Annotated in this window: 14 protein-coding genes and 1 riboswitch; of the genes, 13 read left to right on the top strand and 1 reads right to left on the bottom strand. The window is 38.2% G+C overall.

Features of this window, described 5'->3' with window-relative positions:
* Positions 1-3: 3 nt before the first annotated feature.
* The 3 genes from ISU02_RS12135 (at position 4) to ade (ending at position 2,970) form a co-directional block, all read left to right on the top strand.
* Entirely contained in the window at positions 4-417 is a 414-nt protein-coding gene (locus ISU02_RS12135) for a bacteriohemerythrin (protein WP_194702104.1), read from the top strand.
* Complete coding sequence (locus ISU02_RS12130; RefSeq protein WP_194702103.1) at positions 414-1,055, top strand: DUF624 domain-containing protein; 642 nt, start codon at positions 414-416, stop codon at positions 1,053-1,055. Before ISU02_RS12135 ends, ISU02_RS12130 begins: the two co-directional genes overlap by 4 nt.
* 235 nt (positions 1,056-1,290) lie before the next feature.
* The gene (gene ade, locus ISU02_RS12125; protein ID WP_194702102.1) at positions 1,291-2,970 is read left to right on the top strand and encodes an adenine deaminase; all 1,680 of its coding nucleotides are present in this window, start codon (positions 1,291-1,293) and stop codon (positions 2,968-2,970) included.
* Positions 2,971-2,976: 6 nt separating this feature from the next.
* Here ade and ISU02_RS12120 read toward each other — a convergent pair whose 3' ends face one another.
* Positions 2,977-3,750 carry a PAS domain-containing protein gene (locus ISU02_RS12120; RefSeq protein ID WP_194702101.1) on the bottom strand — a complete coding sequence of 258 codons (774 nt, stop codon included), beginning with the start codon at positions 3,748-3,750 and terminating at the stop codon, positions 2,977-2,979.
* A 115-nt stretch (positions 3,751-3,865) separates the two neighbouring features.
* On the opposite strand from ISU02_RS12120, the gene ISU02_RS12115 reads away from it, so the two are divergent.
* From ISU02_RS12115 to ISU02_RS12070, 10 genes are all read left to right on the top strand, one after another.
* Positions 3,866-5,107: an AlbA family DNA-binding domain-containing protein gene (locus ISU02_RS12115; protein WP_194702100.1), complete on the top strand. Its 1,242-nt coding sequence runs from the start codon at positions 3,866-3,868 to the stop codon at positions 5,105-5,107.
* A gap of 92 nt (positions 5,108-5,199) precedes the next feature.
* The gene (locus tag ISU02_RS12110) at positions 5,200-5,982 is read left to right on the top strand and encodes a prepilin peptidase (RefSeq protein ID WP_194702099.1); all 783 of its coding nucleotides are present in this window, start codon (positions 5,200-5,202) and stop codon (positions 5,980-5,982) included.
* 137 nt (positions 5,983-6,119) lie between these two features.
* Positions 6,120-6,203: riboswitch (cyclic di-GMP riboswitch) on the top strand.
* A gap of 48 nt (positions 6,204-6,251) precedes the next feature.
* On the top strand, positions 6,252-7,940 hold the full coding sequence (locus ISU02_RS12105) for a GspE/PulE family protein (protein ID WP_194702098.1): 1,689 nt from the start codon (positions 6,252-6,254) through the stop codon (positions 7,938-7,940).
* Positions 7,941-7,960: 20 nt separating this feature from the next.
* Positions 7,961-9,019 (top strand): type IV pilus twitching motility protein PilT, encoded by a 1,059-nt coding sequence (locus ISU02_RS12100; protein WP_194702097.1) that lies wholly within the window; start codon positions 7,961-7,963, stop codon positions 9,017-9,019.
* A gap of 11 nt (positions 9,020-9,030) precedes the next feature.
* Complete coding sequence (locus ISU02_RS12095) at positions 9,031-10,248, top strand: type II secretion system F family protein (RefSeq protein ID WP_194702096.1); 1,218 nt, start codon at positions 9,031-9,033, stop codon at positions 10,246-10,248.
* Between the two features lie 49 nt (positions 10,249-10,297).
* Entirely contained in the window at positions 10,298-10,705 is a 408-nt protein-coding gene (locus ISU02_RS12090) for a prepilin-type N-terminal cleavage/methylation domain-containing protein (protein ID WP_194702095.1), read from the top strand.
* Positions 10,706-10,815: 110 nt separating this feature from the next.
* Positions 10,816-11,211, top strand: a complete 396-nt coding sequence (locus ISU02_RS12085; protein ID WP_194702094.1) for a type II secretion system protein — start codon at positions 10,816-10,818, stop codon at positions 11,209-11,211.
* Positions 11,212-11,238: 27 nt separating this feature from the next.
* A complete protein-coding gene (locus ISU02_RS12080; RefSeq protein WP_194702093.1) occupies positions 11,239-11,691 on the top strand; it encodes a hypothetical protein in 453 nt (150 codons plus the stop codon).
* Between the two features lie 7 nt (positions 11,692-11,698).
* Positions 11,699-13,276 (top strand): vWA domain-containing protein, encoded by a 1,578-nt coding sequence (locus ISU02_RS12075; RefSeq protein WP_194702092.1) that lies wholly within the window; start codon positions 11,699-11,701, stop codon positions 13,274-13,276.
* A gap of 21 nt (positions 13,277-13,297) precedes the next feature.
* A complete protein-coding gene (locus ISU02_RS12070) occupies positions 13,298-15,685 on the top strand; it encodes a prepilin-type N-terminal cleavage/methylation domain-containing protein (RefSeq protein ID WP_194702091.1) in 2,388 nt (795 codons plus the stop codon).
* The last annotated feature ends 8 nt before the right edge of the window (positions 15,686-15,693 follow it).

The raw sequence follows: 15,693 nt of genomic DNA, 5'->3' as shown, positions 1-15,693 counted from the left end.
CTAATGGTTTGGGATGAAAGTTTAGCAGTTGGAAATGAAATAATAGATCGTCAGCATCAACAATTGTTTGACATAGCGACTCAGCTTGAAACGTTGTTTGAAAACTATACAGAAACGGATTATGACTATGATGAAATTATTCATATTTTAGTCAAGTTGCACTTATATGCACTTAAACACTTTGAGACTGAAGAAGAAATTTTAGAACGGATTAAATTTCCAGGGCTTGTTAATCATAAAAAGGATCATCAAAGATTTGTGAGTTTTCTGGATCGATTTAAAGCAGAAAAAATTGAGGCAGACCAGTATCAGACTTTATTGGACTTATTGGCGTTTGTCGTCAATTGGATTATGTCACATGTAAAAGGGACGGATTCAGCTTATATACCTTATTTATCAACCGAGGTTCAAGTATGAAGTTATTTGATATCGACAGTCCTTTTTCGCAGATTATGACTTTGTTATATGAGCTCATTTTACTCAATATCTATTTTCTAGCAACGGTGTTTCTCACTTTGGGATTCGGTACAGGCGTTGCGATTACTGCCATGATCTATGCAATATACCATGGGTTAAGGCGTGAAGAAGGTAGCGTTAGACAACTTTACTTTAAGAGCTTAAAAATGAACTTTAAACAAGTGACCCTTTATTGGGTTGGCATCATGGTAATTGCTTCAATTTCATATTTTAACCTCTTGAATATAGAATTACTAAGACAACTCAGCTTTATCTTTGTTGTTTTTCAATACATTCTCATTTATGAACTCATTGTGGTTAGTTTGTATTATTTTGGGATACAGTCTAAGTTGACACTTAATAATAAAGAGGCCATTAAGAGCGCTTTTATAATGGCGCACAAACATGCTTTGACCTCTATTTCGATGATTTTTACCCTTTTGTTACTCTATATTTTAGGACGTTATGTCTCCAGTTTTTTCATTTTAATTATGTTTAGTGCTTGGGCCTATATACTTGAACGTGTTATACTGGAGCACATCATTATTGGAAAATATGTCAGTGATGAAGTTAGAGCAGAATTGAAAATTGAAAAGTAGGTGTTGTTTCTGTCTTTATTCAGAGTATGTCAAAATTTATAGTGTGCAAAGGATTCTATATATGACATGTCTTTGATGAACGGATTTTGAAAATATTTGCATTTTAGCATTTATAGTGAAGCGTTGATCTTTAAAAAGAGATATTACATTTAAGAGAATATCTCTTTTTTTATCGGGTTTATCATTACTTTTTGTTACGCTCGATATGGTATAATAAGGGTGTGGAGGTGAGGTCGTGAGCCGTCAGAAAATTGTTGAACTAGTATTACATAATGCTTTGATTCTAAATGTATTTTCAGGGCAGTGGCATTTAAGCGATTTGGCAATTGACAAGGGCATAATTGTCGGATTTGGTGGATATATCGGGAAAAAAATGATGGATCTCAAAGGTGCAAAAGTAATTCCTGGGCTGATAGATGCCCATGTCCATATAGAGTCCTCAATGTTGACCCCTTATGAATTTGAAAAATTGATTTTGCCACTTGGAACTACCACGGTTATTGCAGATCCACATGAAATTGCCAACGTGTTGGGTATGGATGGTCTCAGATATATGATAGAGGCTTCAGAACAGTGCTTGCTCGACATCTATTTAAGTTTGCCTTCGTGTGTGCCTGCTACCCCTTTTGAGCACTCAGGCGCACAACTTGATGCCAAAGATTTAGCTCTGTATGCAAATCATAAGCATGTTGTGGGGCTGGGTGAAGTGATGGATTTTAATGGTGTTTTGGTCAAAAATAAAGATATTATGGCAAAGATAGAGCTCTTTAAACGTATGGGCAAGCCTATTGACGGACATGCACCTGGACTTACTGGTGTGGATTTAGATCGGTATATCAGTACTGGCATTCGAACGGACCATGAATGTGAAACCGTTGATGAGCTCAGAGAAAAAATAGAAAAGGGCATGTATGTGATGATTCGAGAGGGGTCTGCGGCACGAAATTTTGATGTGCTCATAAAGGGTGTGGATTCAGGCAATTTAAATCGAATTCTATTTTGTACAGATGATCGTCACCCTCAAGATATTGTAGATGAAGGGCACATAGACAATCATGTGCGCAAGGCTGTTGCAAACGGTCTTTCTTTTGAAAATGCCATCCAAATTGCAACCATTAATGCTGCTAATTGCTATCAGTTGAAAAATGTAGGTGCAATAGCTCCAGGCTATCAGGCTGATTTTTTGATATTGAAATCCGAGGATTCTTTTAAGGTGGAAGGGGTTTATAAGAAGGGCATCTTAGTACATGATGCATTTACTCACAAAAACGCACTTACGATGGATAATAAATTGACTTTGTCCATGTGTAATTCCATGAGAATGCGACCTTTTGATATTTCAGAACTTGAAATTAGAAGAGAGGGGTCTCATATTAATGTTATTCAGATTTTAGAGGGTTCTCTCATAACACCTCTTTTAAAATTGCCTAACACAGACGCTGTGATGGAAACACTTTTGAAATTAGTGGTTGTTGAACGTCACCATGCCACCGGAAACATAGGTAAGGCATACGTAAGTGGCTTGAAATTAGAGCATGGTGGAATAGCAATGACAATTGCGCATGATTCACATAATATAATCGCAGTTGGAAGTGATGATGTGAGCATTTATACTGCCATAAAGGGTGTTGAACGCGCTGGAGGTGGTATTGTACTTTCTCGGGGTAATGATGTTTTGGATGTATTGCCTTTGAAAGTGGCAGGATTGATGAGTGAACATTCGGCTGTTGAAGTTACAGATAAGCTCAAATGTCTTATGACGCTTGTTTATTCAGAATTTCAAATGGATGCGAAAATAGATCCTTTCTTGATGCTGGCATTCTTAGCTTTGCCAGTGATTCCAGAAGTTAAATTGACAGACCAAGGTCTCTTTGATGTCAAAAAAAATCAGTTCATCCCTGTGTTTACTGGATGAAACTGATCAATCTAAGATTTCTGCAATGATAAAAATCTTGCTTGCGATTTTATATGAGAAAATAGACCACCGGATGGTTTTATAATCCCCCTCAGTGCTCTGATATTTATTTTTGAAAAGATAGAGATCGTGGCCTTTGGATAAGACACTGAATGCCTTTTGGGTTCTGTCTCGGTCTTCAGGATGAATGAAATCTAGAAAATAATTATTTTCAGGGGTTTCAGGAGATCCTTTTAAAATTTTTTTCCAAGCATTATTAACTTCTAAAATAGAGCCATCAAAATTGGAGATACACATAGGCAGTTTGGCTATATTAAACAACCTTTGTTGATCCTCCGCTTTTAGGTTGAGGAGTGTCCGAATTCGGATGCTATTAAATAAGTATTTTTTTTCTTCTTCTGGGGCTAATTTAGGAATATATTTGATGTTTTCAAGCATCCCCACAAGATAATTCGAATTGCCAATTTGTACCTGATTGAGATTAACGGTGCAGAGGATGGAGTTGAGGAAAACATCCGTATGAATCCAACTGAAATCCACATGCCCAATTTCATATGCTTTGTTAATGTACTCGTGAGCTAAGCGATCAGAGGGCAAATTGTTTTCTTGGAATTCTGGAGAAAAATCAAGGATGGTCTTTCCAATGAGCAAGTGACCTTCTACTGAGAAGAGTTCAGCCAAAATAGAGTTGATTGCAATGACTCTGTGCCGGTCTAATATGACAATGGGTTTATTCAATTGAGAAAAAAATGAGACGACATCGTCTATTTTCTTAAACATGTTGTACTCCTTTGCACTATACAAAGCGACTAAAAGCTAGTTATTTTGACCTACTTTACTTATGCCCATTTTTTATAACATTAATCTCATTGTACGATAAAATAATGGAGGTTGTATGAAATTACAGAATATCTTAAACATTTTGGAGTCTTATGAAAAAGAAAATATACGCGTCGAACTCAAAGAAACTTCTAAGTTTATAACAGGTGAAGGCAAATTTGACGGTAAAGAAATGGCTTCTATAATTGTTTCGTTTGCAAATCGTGAGGGGGGCATGTTGATTGTTGGCGTTAAAGATGATGGCACATTTGAGGGTAAGAACATCTTTGAAAAGTTTTCAGATCCGGGTAAAGATGGTTTTGATAAATTTAAGGAATACATTGAAAATATTTGTAAGGATATTATAAGTCCTCAAATTTTTGTGGACTCACATCTTTTCAAGTGGAAAGAGCAAGAATTTGGAGTTATTAGTATCCCCAAGCGGCTCACAATCCCACATGCTCTTGTCTCAAAACATGAGGGGAGTATCGTAAGAACTCGAGAATACTATATTAGAACGACCCACGGTAAAAGCTTGGTAAGCGATCGACATTTGGAGTGGTTGTTCAATCACACGGTACTGCCCAAAATAGCATCTGAAAACATACTTGAAATAACCTTGTTAAGAGAAAAAATGAGCGTGCCTGATACACTGGGCTATTTCGAAAGGTTCCCAACACAACCTGAAATTTATCAATCTTTAAATGCTTATTTTGATTTGATATCGAGATCCGATCAAGAGACATTAAAACGTGCTCTTGCGGATAAGGAAAAACTGTTGAGAGAAGTTTTGATCTATGCGATTATTCAATCCATAGAATATCAATCGGATCACTATAAGTCTTTGCCTCTACCCACTGAAAAAATGGCCATCCATCATTATATTGGTGAGGAGATTAGGAGTGTTATTCATCGGAAAAATAAACTTTGGTCGGTACCCTATGGAACGAGTATGAAAATTAAGTCGGGGAAAGAGACAACGGTTTTAAAATTTGGAAATAAAGCTATTTTAGGAACGTTTTCAATACAACTGATGGATAGGGTTAAAGGTCTAAGTGATTTAAATCCTTATGCACAGATTTTAAAGGCAACCAATGATTTTGAAACTTATACTTTTAAATGTCGCTATCATGTGGATATTAAATATCCTGAAGACTTTGATGAAACCTACGATATGATGATAGAATTTGCGAGTGCGCTTCAAGAGAATATAGAGCTCAAATGGGACATTGTATCCTATTTTTCTAGGTTGCCTCATTATAAATTACTGTATGAAATGGATTACAAATTGGATCGGTTATTAAAAAAATCAAAATAACATAGAATTTACACTTATATTCTTGTGAACTTAGTTCAAATATGATTTAATGGTAGTGGAATGTGTAAAAAAATGTAAGGCTAGGAGGCTGTATGTCCTTTGTACTCACTGTCGTTGCGTTCCTCTTGGGCATTTGTGTGGGTTCTTTTCTCAATGTGTGTATTTATAGAATCCCTGAGGGCATTAGTGTTGTTACACCGCGTTCTCAATGTGGCTATTGCCATAGGACGTTAAAACCGTATGATATGATTCCAGTCTTGAGCTATTTTTTGTTAGGTGGAAAATGTCGCTTTTGTAGTGCTGCCTTTTCTGTACGATACGCCCTGATAGAGTTACTCACGGGTTTGCTTTATGTAGCGTGTTTTTTAAAATTTGGATATACTGGAACGACTTTTATTCTCTTTGCTTTTATAGCACTTATGATCGTTGTTTTTTTTATAGATTTGGATCATATGATTATCCCCAATCAGCTCGTTCTCGTAGGATTGATATTAGGGGGATTGGTCACCTTATATCAATTCTTTTTCAGCTATGCGGTATACGAATCTCCTTCTTATTTAAATACCCTTTTAGGCATGATCGCTGGCGGCGGTGTTATGTTTGCAATTGCTGAGATTTCGGCGTTTTTTTATAGGGGATCTTCGGGTCTCGGTTTTGGAGATGTGAAAATTTTTTTAGTCATTGGGCTGTTTTTAGGATGGCGGTTGACATTGCTTGCACTTTGGTTATCTTTTGTCTTTGGAGGAGTTTTAGGCATCTTATTGATTGTGGTCCTAAAAAAAGATCGAAAGATGGCAATTCCCTTTGGTCCATTTATAGTGATAGGCACTTTGGTGTCTTTGTTTTTTGGAGGAAATATCACATCTTTTATGTAAAAAAAAAGGCAAGGAATTGCAGGAGAATATTGATTATAAATGCCTAATTAATATAGGACCTCAGAACTAGTTAATCCCAAAAAAATATTAAAGACTATTTACATTACGATACAAAGCAGGTATAATTGAGGAAGGATAATCGGATTTGGCAAACTGCTTGAAAAAGTGGGACGCAAAGCTTGGAGTCTAAGGTATTCTACTATGACGGTTCAGCTGCAGTTTACGTAAACTGCAGCTATATTTTTTGGTTAAAAGAAGGACATTCTATTATGATGAAATTAAAAAAAAGACTAGGCGATGTCTTGGTCGAAGATGGCATCATCACAAGGGAACAACTTCACGCTGCCTTGGATGCACAAAAGATAACAGGTGGAAAATTAGGTGATACGCTTATCAAGAATAAAGCTCTAACTGAAGAGCTGTTGTATAAAGTTTTAGAATCGCAGTACAACATTCCCTACGTGGATTTGAACAGCATATACATCGATCCAAAGGTGCCTAAACTGATCCCGGAGTCGATTGCATCTAAACACCTTTTAATCCCGATTAAACTGGAAAAAGGAAAACTCATCGTTGCCATGTCAGATCCGCTAGATGTGTTTGCAAAAGATGATATTCGAATCATAACTGGGATGCAAATAGAGTCTGTTATAGCGGTCCCCAATGATATTCAAAGATGCATAAAGCGTTTTTACGATGTTACTGAAACTGCTGAAAATGCAGTTAAAGAGTACAATTCACAGGGCCAAATGGACTATGAAGATGTCTATGAAGAAGACGCAGATGTTACCAATGCACCGATGGTTAGATTGGTGAACTCCATTATAACGCAAGCCGTTCGGTCAAAGGCCAGCGACATTCACATTGAACCCTTTGATAAGTATGTACGCATTCGTTACAGAGTAGATGGCGATTTACGTGAAGCAATGAAACCTTCCAAAAATACGCATTCAGCAATTGTAACTCGAATCAAAATTATGGGGAAAATGAATATCTCTGAAAAAAGGACGCCTCAAGATGGTCGTGTTGAAACTACTATTGAAGGCATTCCAATTGATATGAGGATTTCAGTGCTGCCCACAGTATATGGCGAAAAAATCGTTATCCGATTACTAGATCAGAGCAACTTAGTTGTGAGAAAGGAAGATCTGGGGTTTACATCGACGAATTTGGCGCTTTTTGAAAAAATACTTAAGATCCCGGAAGGCATTATATTGGTAACAGGACCAACAGGCAGTGGTAAGACCACTACTTTGTATTCTGTGCTCAAAGAGATGAACTCTGTTCAAAAAAATATTATAACGGTGGAAGATCCTGTGGAATATAAAATAGAGGGTATCAATCAAGTTCAAGTGAACAATAAAGCTGGATTGACTTTTGCTTCAGGCCTTCGATCTATACTGAGACAAGATCCAGATGTTGTCATGGTTGGAGAAGTGAGAGACTCAGAGACCGCTCAAATTGCCATTAGAGCGGCGATTACAGGACATGTGGTTTTATCGACACTACATACCAATGACACTGCAAGCACCATATCGAGATTAGTGGACATGGACGTTGAAAAATATCTGGTATCCTCAGCAGTTAAAGGCATTGTATCACAAAGATTGGTTAAAAAAATTTGTGCAAAGTGTAAGACCGCGTACAGCCCCACCGTGAATGAGCAGAAAATATTGAAGCTAGAATCATTAAATCCGGTGATGCTCCATAGAGGCATGGGGTGTAACGCTTGTAATCATACAGGTTATTCAGGTAGAATTGCAATTCACGAAGTGCTTGTGGTAGATAAAGACATTAGAAAATGTATTGCAATGGATGCATCGACAGATGAAATTCAGAGAGTGGCGCAAAACAATGGGTTGATACCTTTAAATGAAACTTGTAGAGAATTGGTTTTGGAAGGGATCACCACTGTGGATGAAATGGTGAAAATGACGTTTAATTTTGATGATAATTGAGACGCAAGGGAGGTAATTGTTTGGAAATTGTAGAGATCTTAAAAATCGCTATAGATGCAGGGGCATCAGATATACACATTACGGTTGCATCACCTCCAATTATGCGTGTCAATGGGAAGCTGATTCGCATTAATAATGAACGCTTGATGCCAGACGATACCATGAGAATTATTAAGGAAATGTTGACAATAGAGCAAATCAACGCATTTGAATCTAAAGGAGAATTGGATTTTTCATTTTCAAACCCAGGATTGGGGCGTTTCAGAGTTAACATTTATAAGCAGAGAGGCAGTTATTGTATGGCGCTTCGCGTTGTGGCATTGACAATTCCGTCAATGGAGGCTTTAAAATTACCGGCGATACTGAAAGAGCTCTCACAAAGCCAAAGGGGGCTCATTTTAGTCACTGGGCCCACAGGTAGTGGTAAATCCACCACACTGGCTTCAATGGTGGATTTTATGAATAAAAATCGCAATGAACATATTATGACGATAGAAGATCCCATTGAATACCTTCATAAGCATGATCATAGCATTGTCAATCAAAGGGAAATTGGACATGACTCAAGCAGTTTTGCAAATGCACTTAGAGCTGCATTGAGACAGGATCCAGATATCATACTGGTTGGTGAGATGAGAGATCTAGAGACCATTAGCACAGCTATAACCGCTGCTGAAACCGGTCACTTGGTCTTATCGACATTGCATACCATTGGGGCCGCAAAAACAATTGATAGAATCATCGATGTTTTTCCACCACATCAACAACAGCAGATCAGGATTCAGTTGGCGTCTGTGTTGGTGGCGGTTATATCTCAACAGATTATGCCAAAGGCAGATGAAAATGGTAGAGTTGCCGCTTTTGAGGTGATGATTGCCAACCCTGCCATTCGAAATCTCATACGTGAAGGCAAAACGCATCAGATGCAGACCGTTATTCAGACCAGTAGCAACCAGGGGATGCAAACAATGGATGCTTCCCTAATCAAGCTCTTTAAGAATAGAGAAATAACTCAAGCTACTTTAAAGAAATATGCCGTGGATACAGATACGGTTATGAAACAAATTGGCTATTATTAGGAGGCTAACGGGTGGCTGGGACATTCAAGTGTAAGGAATTGGACTTAAAAGGGCAAGTAAATGAAGTTTTCTATAAGGCCGAATCCAAAGAAGAAGTGATTCAGCTTGTAAGGGCAAAAGGCAATTCACCACTTAAGATTACTCAAGAAGAGGAAAGCTCAAAAGATCTATCTGAAGTGAAGTTTTTTGAACCCAAAGTGAAACTTAAGGATATTGCAATATTTTGTAAACAGCTCAGCACTATGCTGGCCGCTGGGATGCCTTTGCTCAATTCTCTGGAAGTACTCATAAGTCAATCTGATAATGCTACTCTAAAGAAAACGATAAAAGAAGTGGCAACACAAGTACAAAAAGGAGATGTGTTGTCCGTTGCAATGGGCAGATATCAAAAGGTGTTTCCAGTCCTTTTGATAAGGATGATTGAAGCGGGTGAAATGACAGGTAATTTGGATGGTGTCTTAATCCGTATGACGGAGCATTATACCAAGGAAAACAAGATTAATTCTAAAATCAAGGGGGCTATGATTTATCCGATGGTATTAGGCATATTGGTCGTTGTCGTTGTCGTCTTTTTATTGACTTTTGTCATGCCGACGTTTATTAATATGTTTGTATCCTCTGGTGTGAAATTGCCTTTGCCAACTCGAATTCTATTGGGTTTCAGCGATGCCATAAGACAATTTTGGTATTTGTTTATAGCGGGTTTTGCTTTGGTGAGTTTTGGCATGCGAAGCCTCTTGAAAACGACCGAGGGCAAACGTGCTTTTGATAGGCTTAAACTTAAAATGCCAATGATCAAAGTCAATATTGCCAAGATTGCAACGTCACGATTTACGAGGACGCTTTCAACACTTCTTGGAAGTGGTATTCCCATTATACAGGCACTGGATTCCGCTGCGAGAGTCACCAATAATATGGTGGTGATCGATGGTATTGAAAAAGTGTCGGAAGATATTAAAAAAGGTGTCAAGCTAAGCTTGCTCTTAAAGGAAATTGGTGTATTTCCCCCCATGATGATCTCAATGGTGAACATCGGGGAGGAGTCAGGGGCCTTGGAGGACATGCTCGAAAAGACGGCAGATTATTATGATGAAGAACTGGATTCTGCAATTCAAAAGATGATTGCGATTATCGAGCCCGTTATGATAATTGGTATGGCACTTATTGTAGGTTTTATTGTAATTTCAATGATGTTACCGATGTTTGACATGTTCAAGACTATTGGCTAATCAGAGAAATGCGTAAACATAAAAATTCATAAATTTTTAGGAGGGTAACATGTACAAAAAAATGAAAAAAAAGAAAAAAGGGTTTACATTGATTGAATTGATTGTCGTAATTGCAATACTGGGCATTTTATCAGGAATTGCAGTACCGCGTATTGGTGCTTCTAGAACCAATGCAGCGAATACAGCACACAATGCAAATATCAGAACGATTCAAAGTGCGGCAATGATGTACTTGGCAGAGAATGGTAATCCTGCTGCTGAAATGAATGATACAACAACCCCAACAGCACAATCAGTTGTTGAAAACTATTTACAAGGATGGCCAGCAATTCCAAGTGGCGCACAAGCAGGAGATGGCTCTGGAAATAACACGGCTATAGCAGCTGATGCTGTGTATACAATTACTATTGGTTCTGATGGCGTTGTTACTGTTACTCCTAGACCAGCCGATCTTTAATATAGAGATGGAGTAGAATGATTTTTGGATTAGACGAATAAGTGACTACTTACATCAGCTTCTTTTGAAAAAGTAGTCACATACATATTATTCCATTTTGAGGAGAACAGATGAGCTTAAAAAAGGTTACAAGGGGAAAAAATAGTGGTTTCACGCTCATCGAACTCATTGTAGTACTGTTTATATTGTCTGTTTTTGTCCTTATTGCAATTCCGAGATATCAAGATGTACTGATGAATTCAAAGTCAGTGCACGACTTGCATAATGCTAAAGCAATCGTTGAGGCGATAAGCAGAGCCGTTGCAAGCGGTGACTATCGATTCACAGCCACAACGCTTGAAAAATATAACTCTGGCAGCTGGGCAACCGTTACTGATATCATCACCGAAATGGAAGCAAATTATCTATCTCACTTGGATTCACCAGAAACCGGTGAAAAATACGTGGTTAAAATAATAGAGGGGAAAGTCGTTATATCTGTAGATGATACGCAAATTTATCCGTGATATGGCTGTTGATGAAAGGAGGCGGTGATGATGATTAAAAAGAGAGATCCTAATGAAAAGGGATTTGCATTGGTTGCCGTCTTGATTGTCGTTGTGGTGCTCTCTTTTTTATTTTTAGCAATTGTAAATTTAACGAATAACAATGCCAAACAAATGGACATGCAGGAAGATCATATGAGAGCTTATTATCTGTCTAAGTCTGGGATTGATATTGCCTATGCGGCATTGATGATGACGGATAATAACGGTGTTCAAAATATTAGAACCATCATTGATGGCAAAAAAGAAAAGTTGGAATCTATATTGGAACTGCCCAATGCGGCTAACCCTCTGGGAAAAGTCACGATTGATGTTAAAATGGTGAACGATGAAGTTCGAATTGCAGCCTTGGCTGAGCTGGAAAATAGCGATTCGACCGCTTTATTAGCACTTTATGTCCATAAAGATGATTTTAATAAGACGCATTGGGAAAGAGAGTAATCAAATTATGAAAAACCAAAAAGGCTTAACGCTAATTGAATTAGTTTTGACGCTCTCTATTGGCATTATGATCATTGGCTTTTTATCCGCCATGTACTTTAGCGCTTATAAGGGGTTTGATGGGGCTAATAAAGCTTTTGAAAATCAATCGGACATCAGAAATGCAATTGAGATTACGAACAACAGTATTCGCTTTTCAACAGTTGGCTTTGCCGTGAGCGAAATTGACTATAAGCCGCAAATAAGTGCGGATAATAAAGTGACGGGTTTGGTTGAACCTTGGGATTATTTAGGACTTTCACCTGATAAAACAAAGTTATATCATTATGTCTATGTCCCAGATACGCCTTTAACGGGGCACTATAAGGCTGAGACGCTTATAGATGCCAAGCCTGGTATTCTATACGATTTAAAACTCAGCAAAGTAAAATCTGATTATTCAGATAAATTGTTGCGTTATATCCTGAAAGTGACTAAGGATGGCAAAGTAGAAGCCACTATTTCAACAGAAGTGGAGGCAATCAATGCACTTCAAGTGGTCGATTGGGGCGACGCAAATAATCCCGCTGTTGCACTTGCCTATAGAACAGAGGAGACGCCCATGATTGATGAGCGTCCTTCGGCAGCAGTGGCTGTTGTTATAGATACTTCTGGTAGCATGGTCTGGGGGTTGGATGGCAGCGGGACGACAATCAGTGATACAAATCCTCAACGGCTAAATCTTTTAAAAAACACGCTCACTGATTCTAATTATGGACTCCTTAGGTTATTAGAAGACACTGTGTCCTTTGTTTCTTTGATACCTTTCTCCACAGATGCCAATATCCCTAACAGCAATTACAGTCCCCTGTGGGGAATTGATGTATCCAAATTTTATAATGTTTCTGAAGATTCAGAAACGTTAGTAGATATGATTAATGCGTTAAGTGCAGTTGGCGCAACAAATACAGGTGATGGATTGAGGAGAGCGTATGGTCAATTGCTCAATTTCGAGAATGATAAAGTGGCTTATGGACTCAAGTCAGATCAGGAACTTCGAAAGTATATGATTGTGCTCATAGATGGCGTTACAACTGTTGGCAGTGCTGATTTTGATTATGGGAGGGTTTGGACTGGATGGGGCTACCGGTATCGGTATGCTGAAAAAGGTTTTACCACATCGCCTTATGTACAAAGCAACGGGGAGTTTACACAGACTAACCGATTGGTGAATTCTCTAGATTCTGTAATAGAGACATTGTCTTTTAGTGTGGGCAATGGTGCAGTACTTGATCAATTTGGTGAAGATTATGTAGCGGAAATCGGCCAATTAATTCAAGATTCCAAAAAAGTGGATCAATGTTTTGTCATTGGCTATTCTAATTATATTGAAGGTGGCGTTTATACAGAACTTGAAAGTCTTGCAGATGTTGCAAAGTCATTAGGTATTTCGGTTGGTGCTGGAGAAGTCGCTGAAAAGTTTGTCAATAATGACTTTGTCTTTATGGCCACGGATAAAGAGAGTTTAAGAGAGGCCTTTGATAGCATAGGCGGACTGATATCAGATGACCTTTGGCAGATAGAAGGTCCGAAGTTAAACCCATAGCGGAGAAGATGAAGGTGACCTATGAAACCTAAAAAAGCATTTACCTTAGTGGAAGTCATAGTGGCAGTTGCGTTAGTTGGAATGGTTGTTGTTGTCTACTTGAACGGCATTGGTCAAGGATTTTTAATGATGCGTTCTGGTGTGGACTACACCATCTCAACTTTTGATGCTCAAAAGGAAATGGAAGAACTTGTTAAAGAATATAAATCAGATTTTGAAAACTCGCCAGGGGATAAAGATTTTAGTGTGGACGTTTTTACAGGTGATAACAAAGTGTCTGTTGATTTAAAGACTGTTAAAACGACAGACACTAGCAATCCCATCTACACGGCTTTTGTGACGAGTTATAAGTTGCCAGAAGCCCTTTCACCTTCTATCTCTTTATTCGAAGTAGGTGTCTATACTCAAAATACGAATACACTAGCTTTTCCTTGGTTTGAAGATGCGATAGAATTAAGAGCAAATTTTACTCAAGATGCCATCCCAGTGATTTATCAAAATAGAAGCAGATGGTATATATCCAATGAGGCGGAAAAAGAGCCTACATATCCGTCAGGCTATTTGGTCTATAAAGAGACTTTGGAGGATATGCCACCCGCAGGAGCATATGTGGATACATTGGTAAAAAATTCTGAAAATGCACCAATTCTTGCTGAGCATTATTATTACTTTGAAGCAAGGCCATTTACTGCTGAAGGTAAAATTGCAACCTCTATCAATGAAGATCGTATTTTAGTGCTCAATAGAAATGGTAGTGAACTGTGGCAAAACTTTATAGAGGATGCCTATTTTAATCGCGTGAGCAAGCTTAAAACGGACACTTATGTGGATGTCATGCAAAATCGAAAGTGGCCAACACTTGATGTGGATTGGGGAAAAAATGAAGATCCAGAGGGTCCTTTGGTCGCTGCCAGAATTCCTGCTTCACTTGTAAATAAAGCGATAAGAGCAGATGTTAATTTTGAAATAGATAAAAAGGCATTGGATTCAAATAGTACTCTGTTGGGGACGGGTATTGCATTTGTCAACGCAGACAATTCGGGGTATATGGTTACTTTTGATGTCATCCACAACAAGATTTTGATCCACAAATTAAATGCTGGACAATATGAGGTGGGTGCACCTCTTAAAGAAATCAATCTCCTAACGGATTCTGCGTTTGAAAAATTCAGGACAAATATCGACGGCAATGTCGTATTTGATTGGACAAAGTCCTTCAATAGCGCCTTATCCTTTAACCCTGACACCTCAAAGTTGGAATTTCAATTACAGTTTTCTAATGAATCGGATGAAATTATATCCAGTGACATGATTTCGATGGATTTGGGTTCAAATCCTATTGTACCTGAATTTGTAGGCTTTAAGTCATTTTCCGAGCGAGATTATAAACCAGATAGTCAATATGAAATTGTTGATAAATACGAGAGAAACTATGCATCGCATTTTTATAATTTATCATTGACAAAGTTAGGTGAAGAAGATGAAGATGTTGTTGATATCATTCTCAATAAGAATGTTTTCGTCTATGGGAGTGAACTCAGTTTTCAAGGTACAGAGGTCACTGGTGATCATTCTGCTGTATTTATAAGTAATAAAGATGGTGCTTTAGAGTATGCAAATTTAAATGGCGGTGGTAGAATTAATGTAAGTAACATTTACATCCAGGGGAAAATCGATATCACTGGTGGAAGTGCCCTCCTGGGATCTCAGAATTTTCCGGGAGAAATCCATGTGAATAATGATGTGAGCTTTGGAACGGGTACACGTCATATTTATGGCGATATGTACATCAATGGAGATTTCCGAATTGGACATGCAATTGTGCATGGCGATGTCTTTGTCGATGGTGATTTTGGATTGGGAACTGGCATAGGGAGAGATTTGAACGAATTTTTAGCTATGGAAGGTCATATTTACTATACGGGTAATTTTATAGAATCTCCTAATGAGTATAATACATCTCTTACGGGCTTTCCAGCGACTAAAGTTACTTATGTGAAACCGGTCAATATTCCAGAGTTGACGATGCCAATTTGCCATGAAGACCAATGGTATGCTGATAGAGGCTATAAGACTGATAAGAATGTCAAATTATCAGATGGTATAAGGCTCTTTGTTGATGATTATAAAACAACGTTGGGTTGGTGGAAAGAATCTGGTAAAAATATTGTAATAGTTGCCAAAACGGGTGATATAGAAATAAAAGGCATTTCAGATAGAACCGTAACGGGTATTTTATTTGCCCCAAATGGGAAGGTGACTGTTGATGCTGCGGGTGGTAGATTTGAAGGCTTAGTAATAGCAAGAGATGGCTTTTTTGTGCCATCCGGAGGATCGTGGGTGAAATTTTTATCTGCTACCACCTTTGTTGATAAAGCTGACGTCCCTTTCAGGGCACCTATTGAATAAAAAAACAG

Origin of the sequence: Fusibacter ferrireducens, from assembly GCF_015352425.1 — a bacterium.
GTDB classification, from domain to species: domain Bacteria; phylum Bacillota; class Clostridia; order Peptostreptococcales; family Acidaminobacteraceae; genus Fusibacter_A; species Fusibacter_A ferrireducens.
Note: the sequence above shows the minus strand (reverse complement) of the source record. Positions and strands in the feature narration are given on the sequence as shown.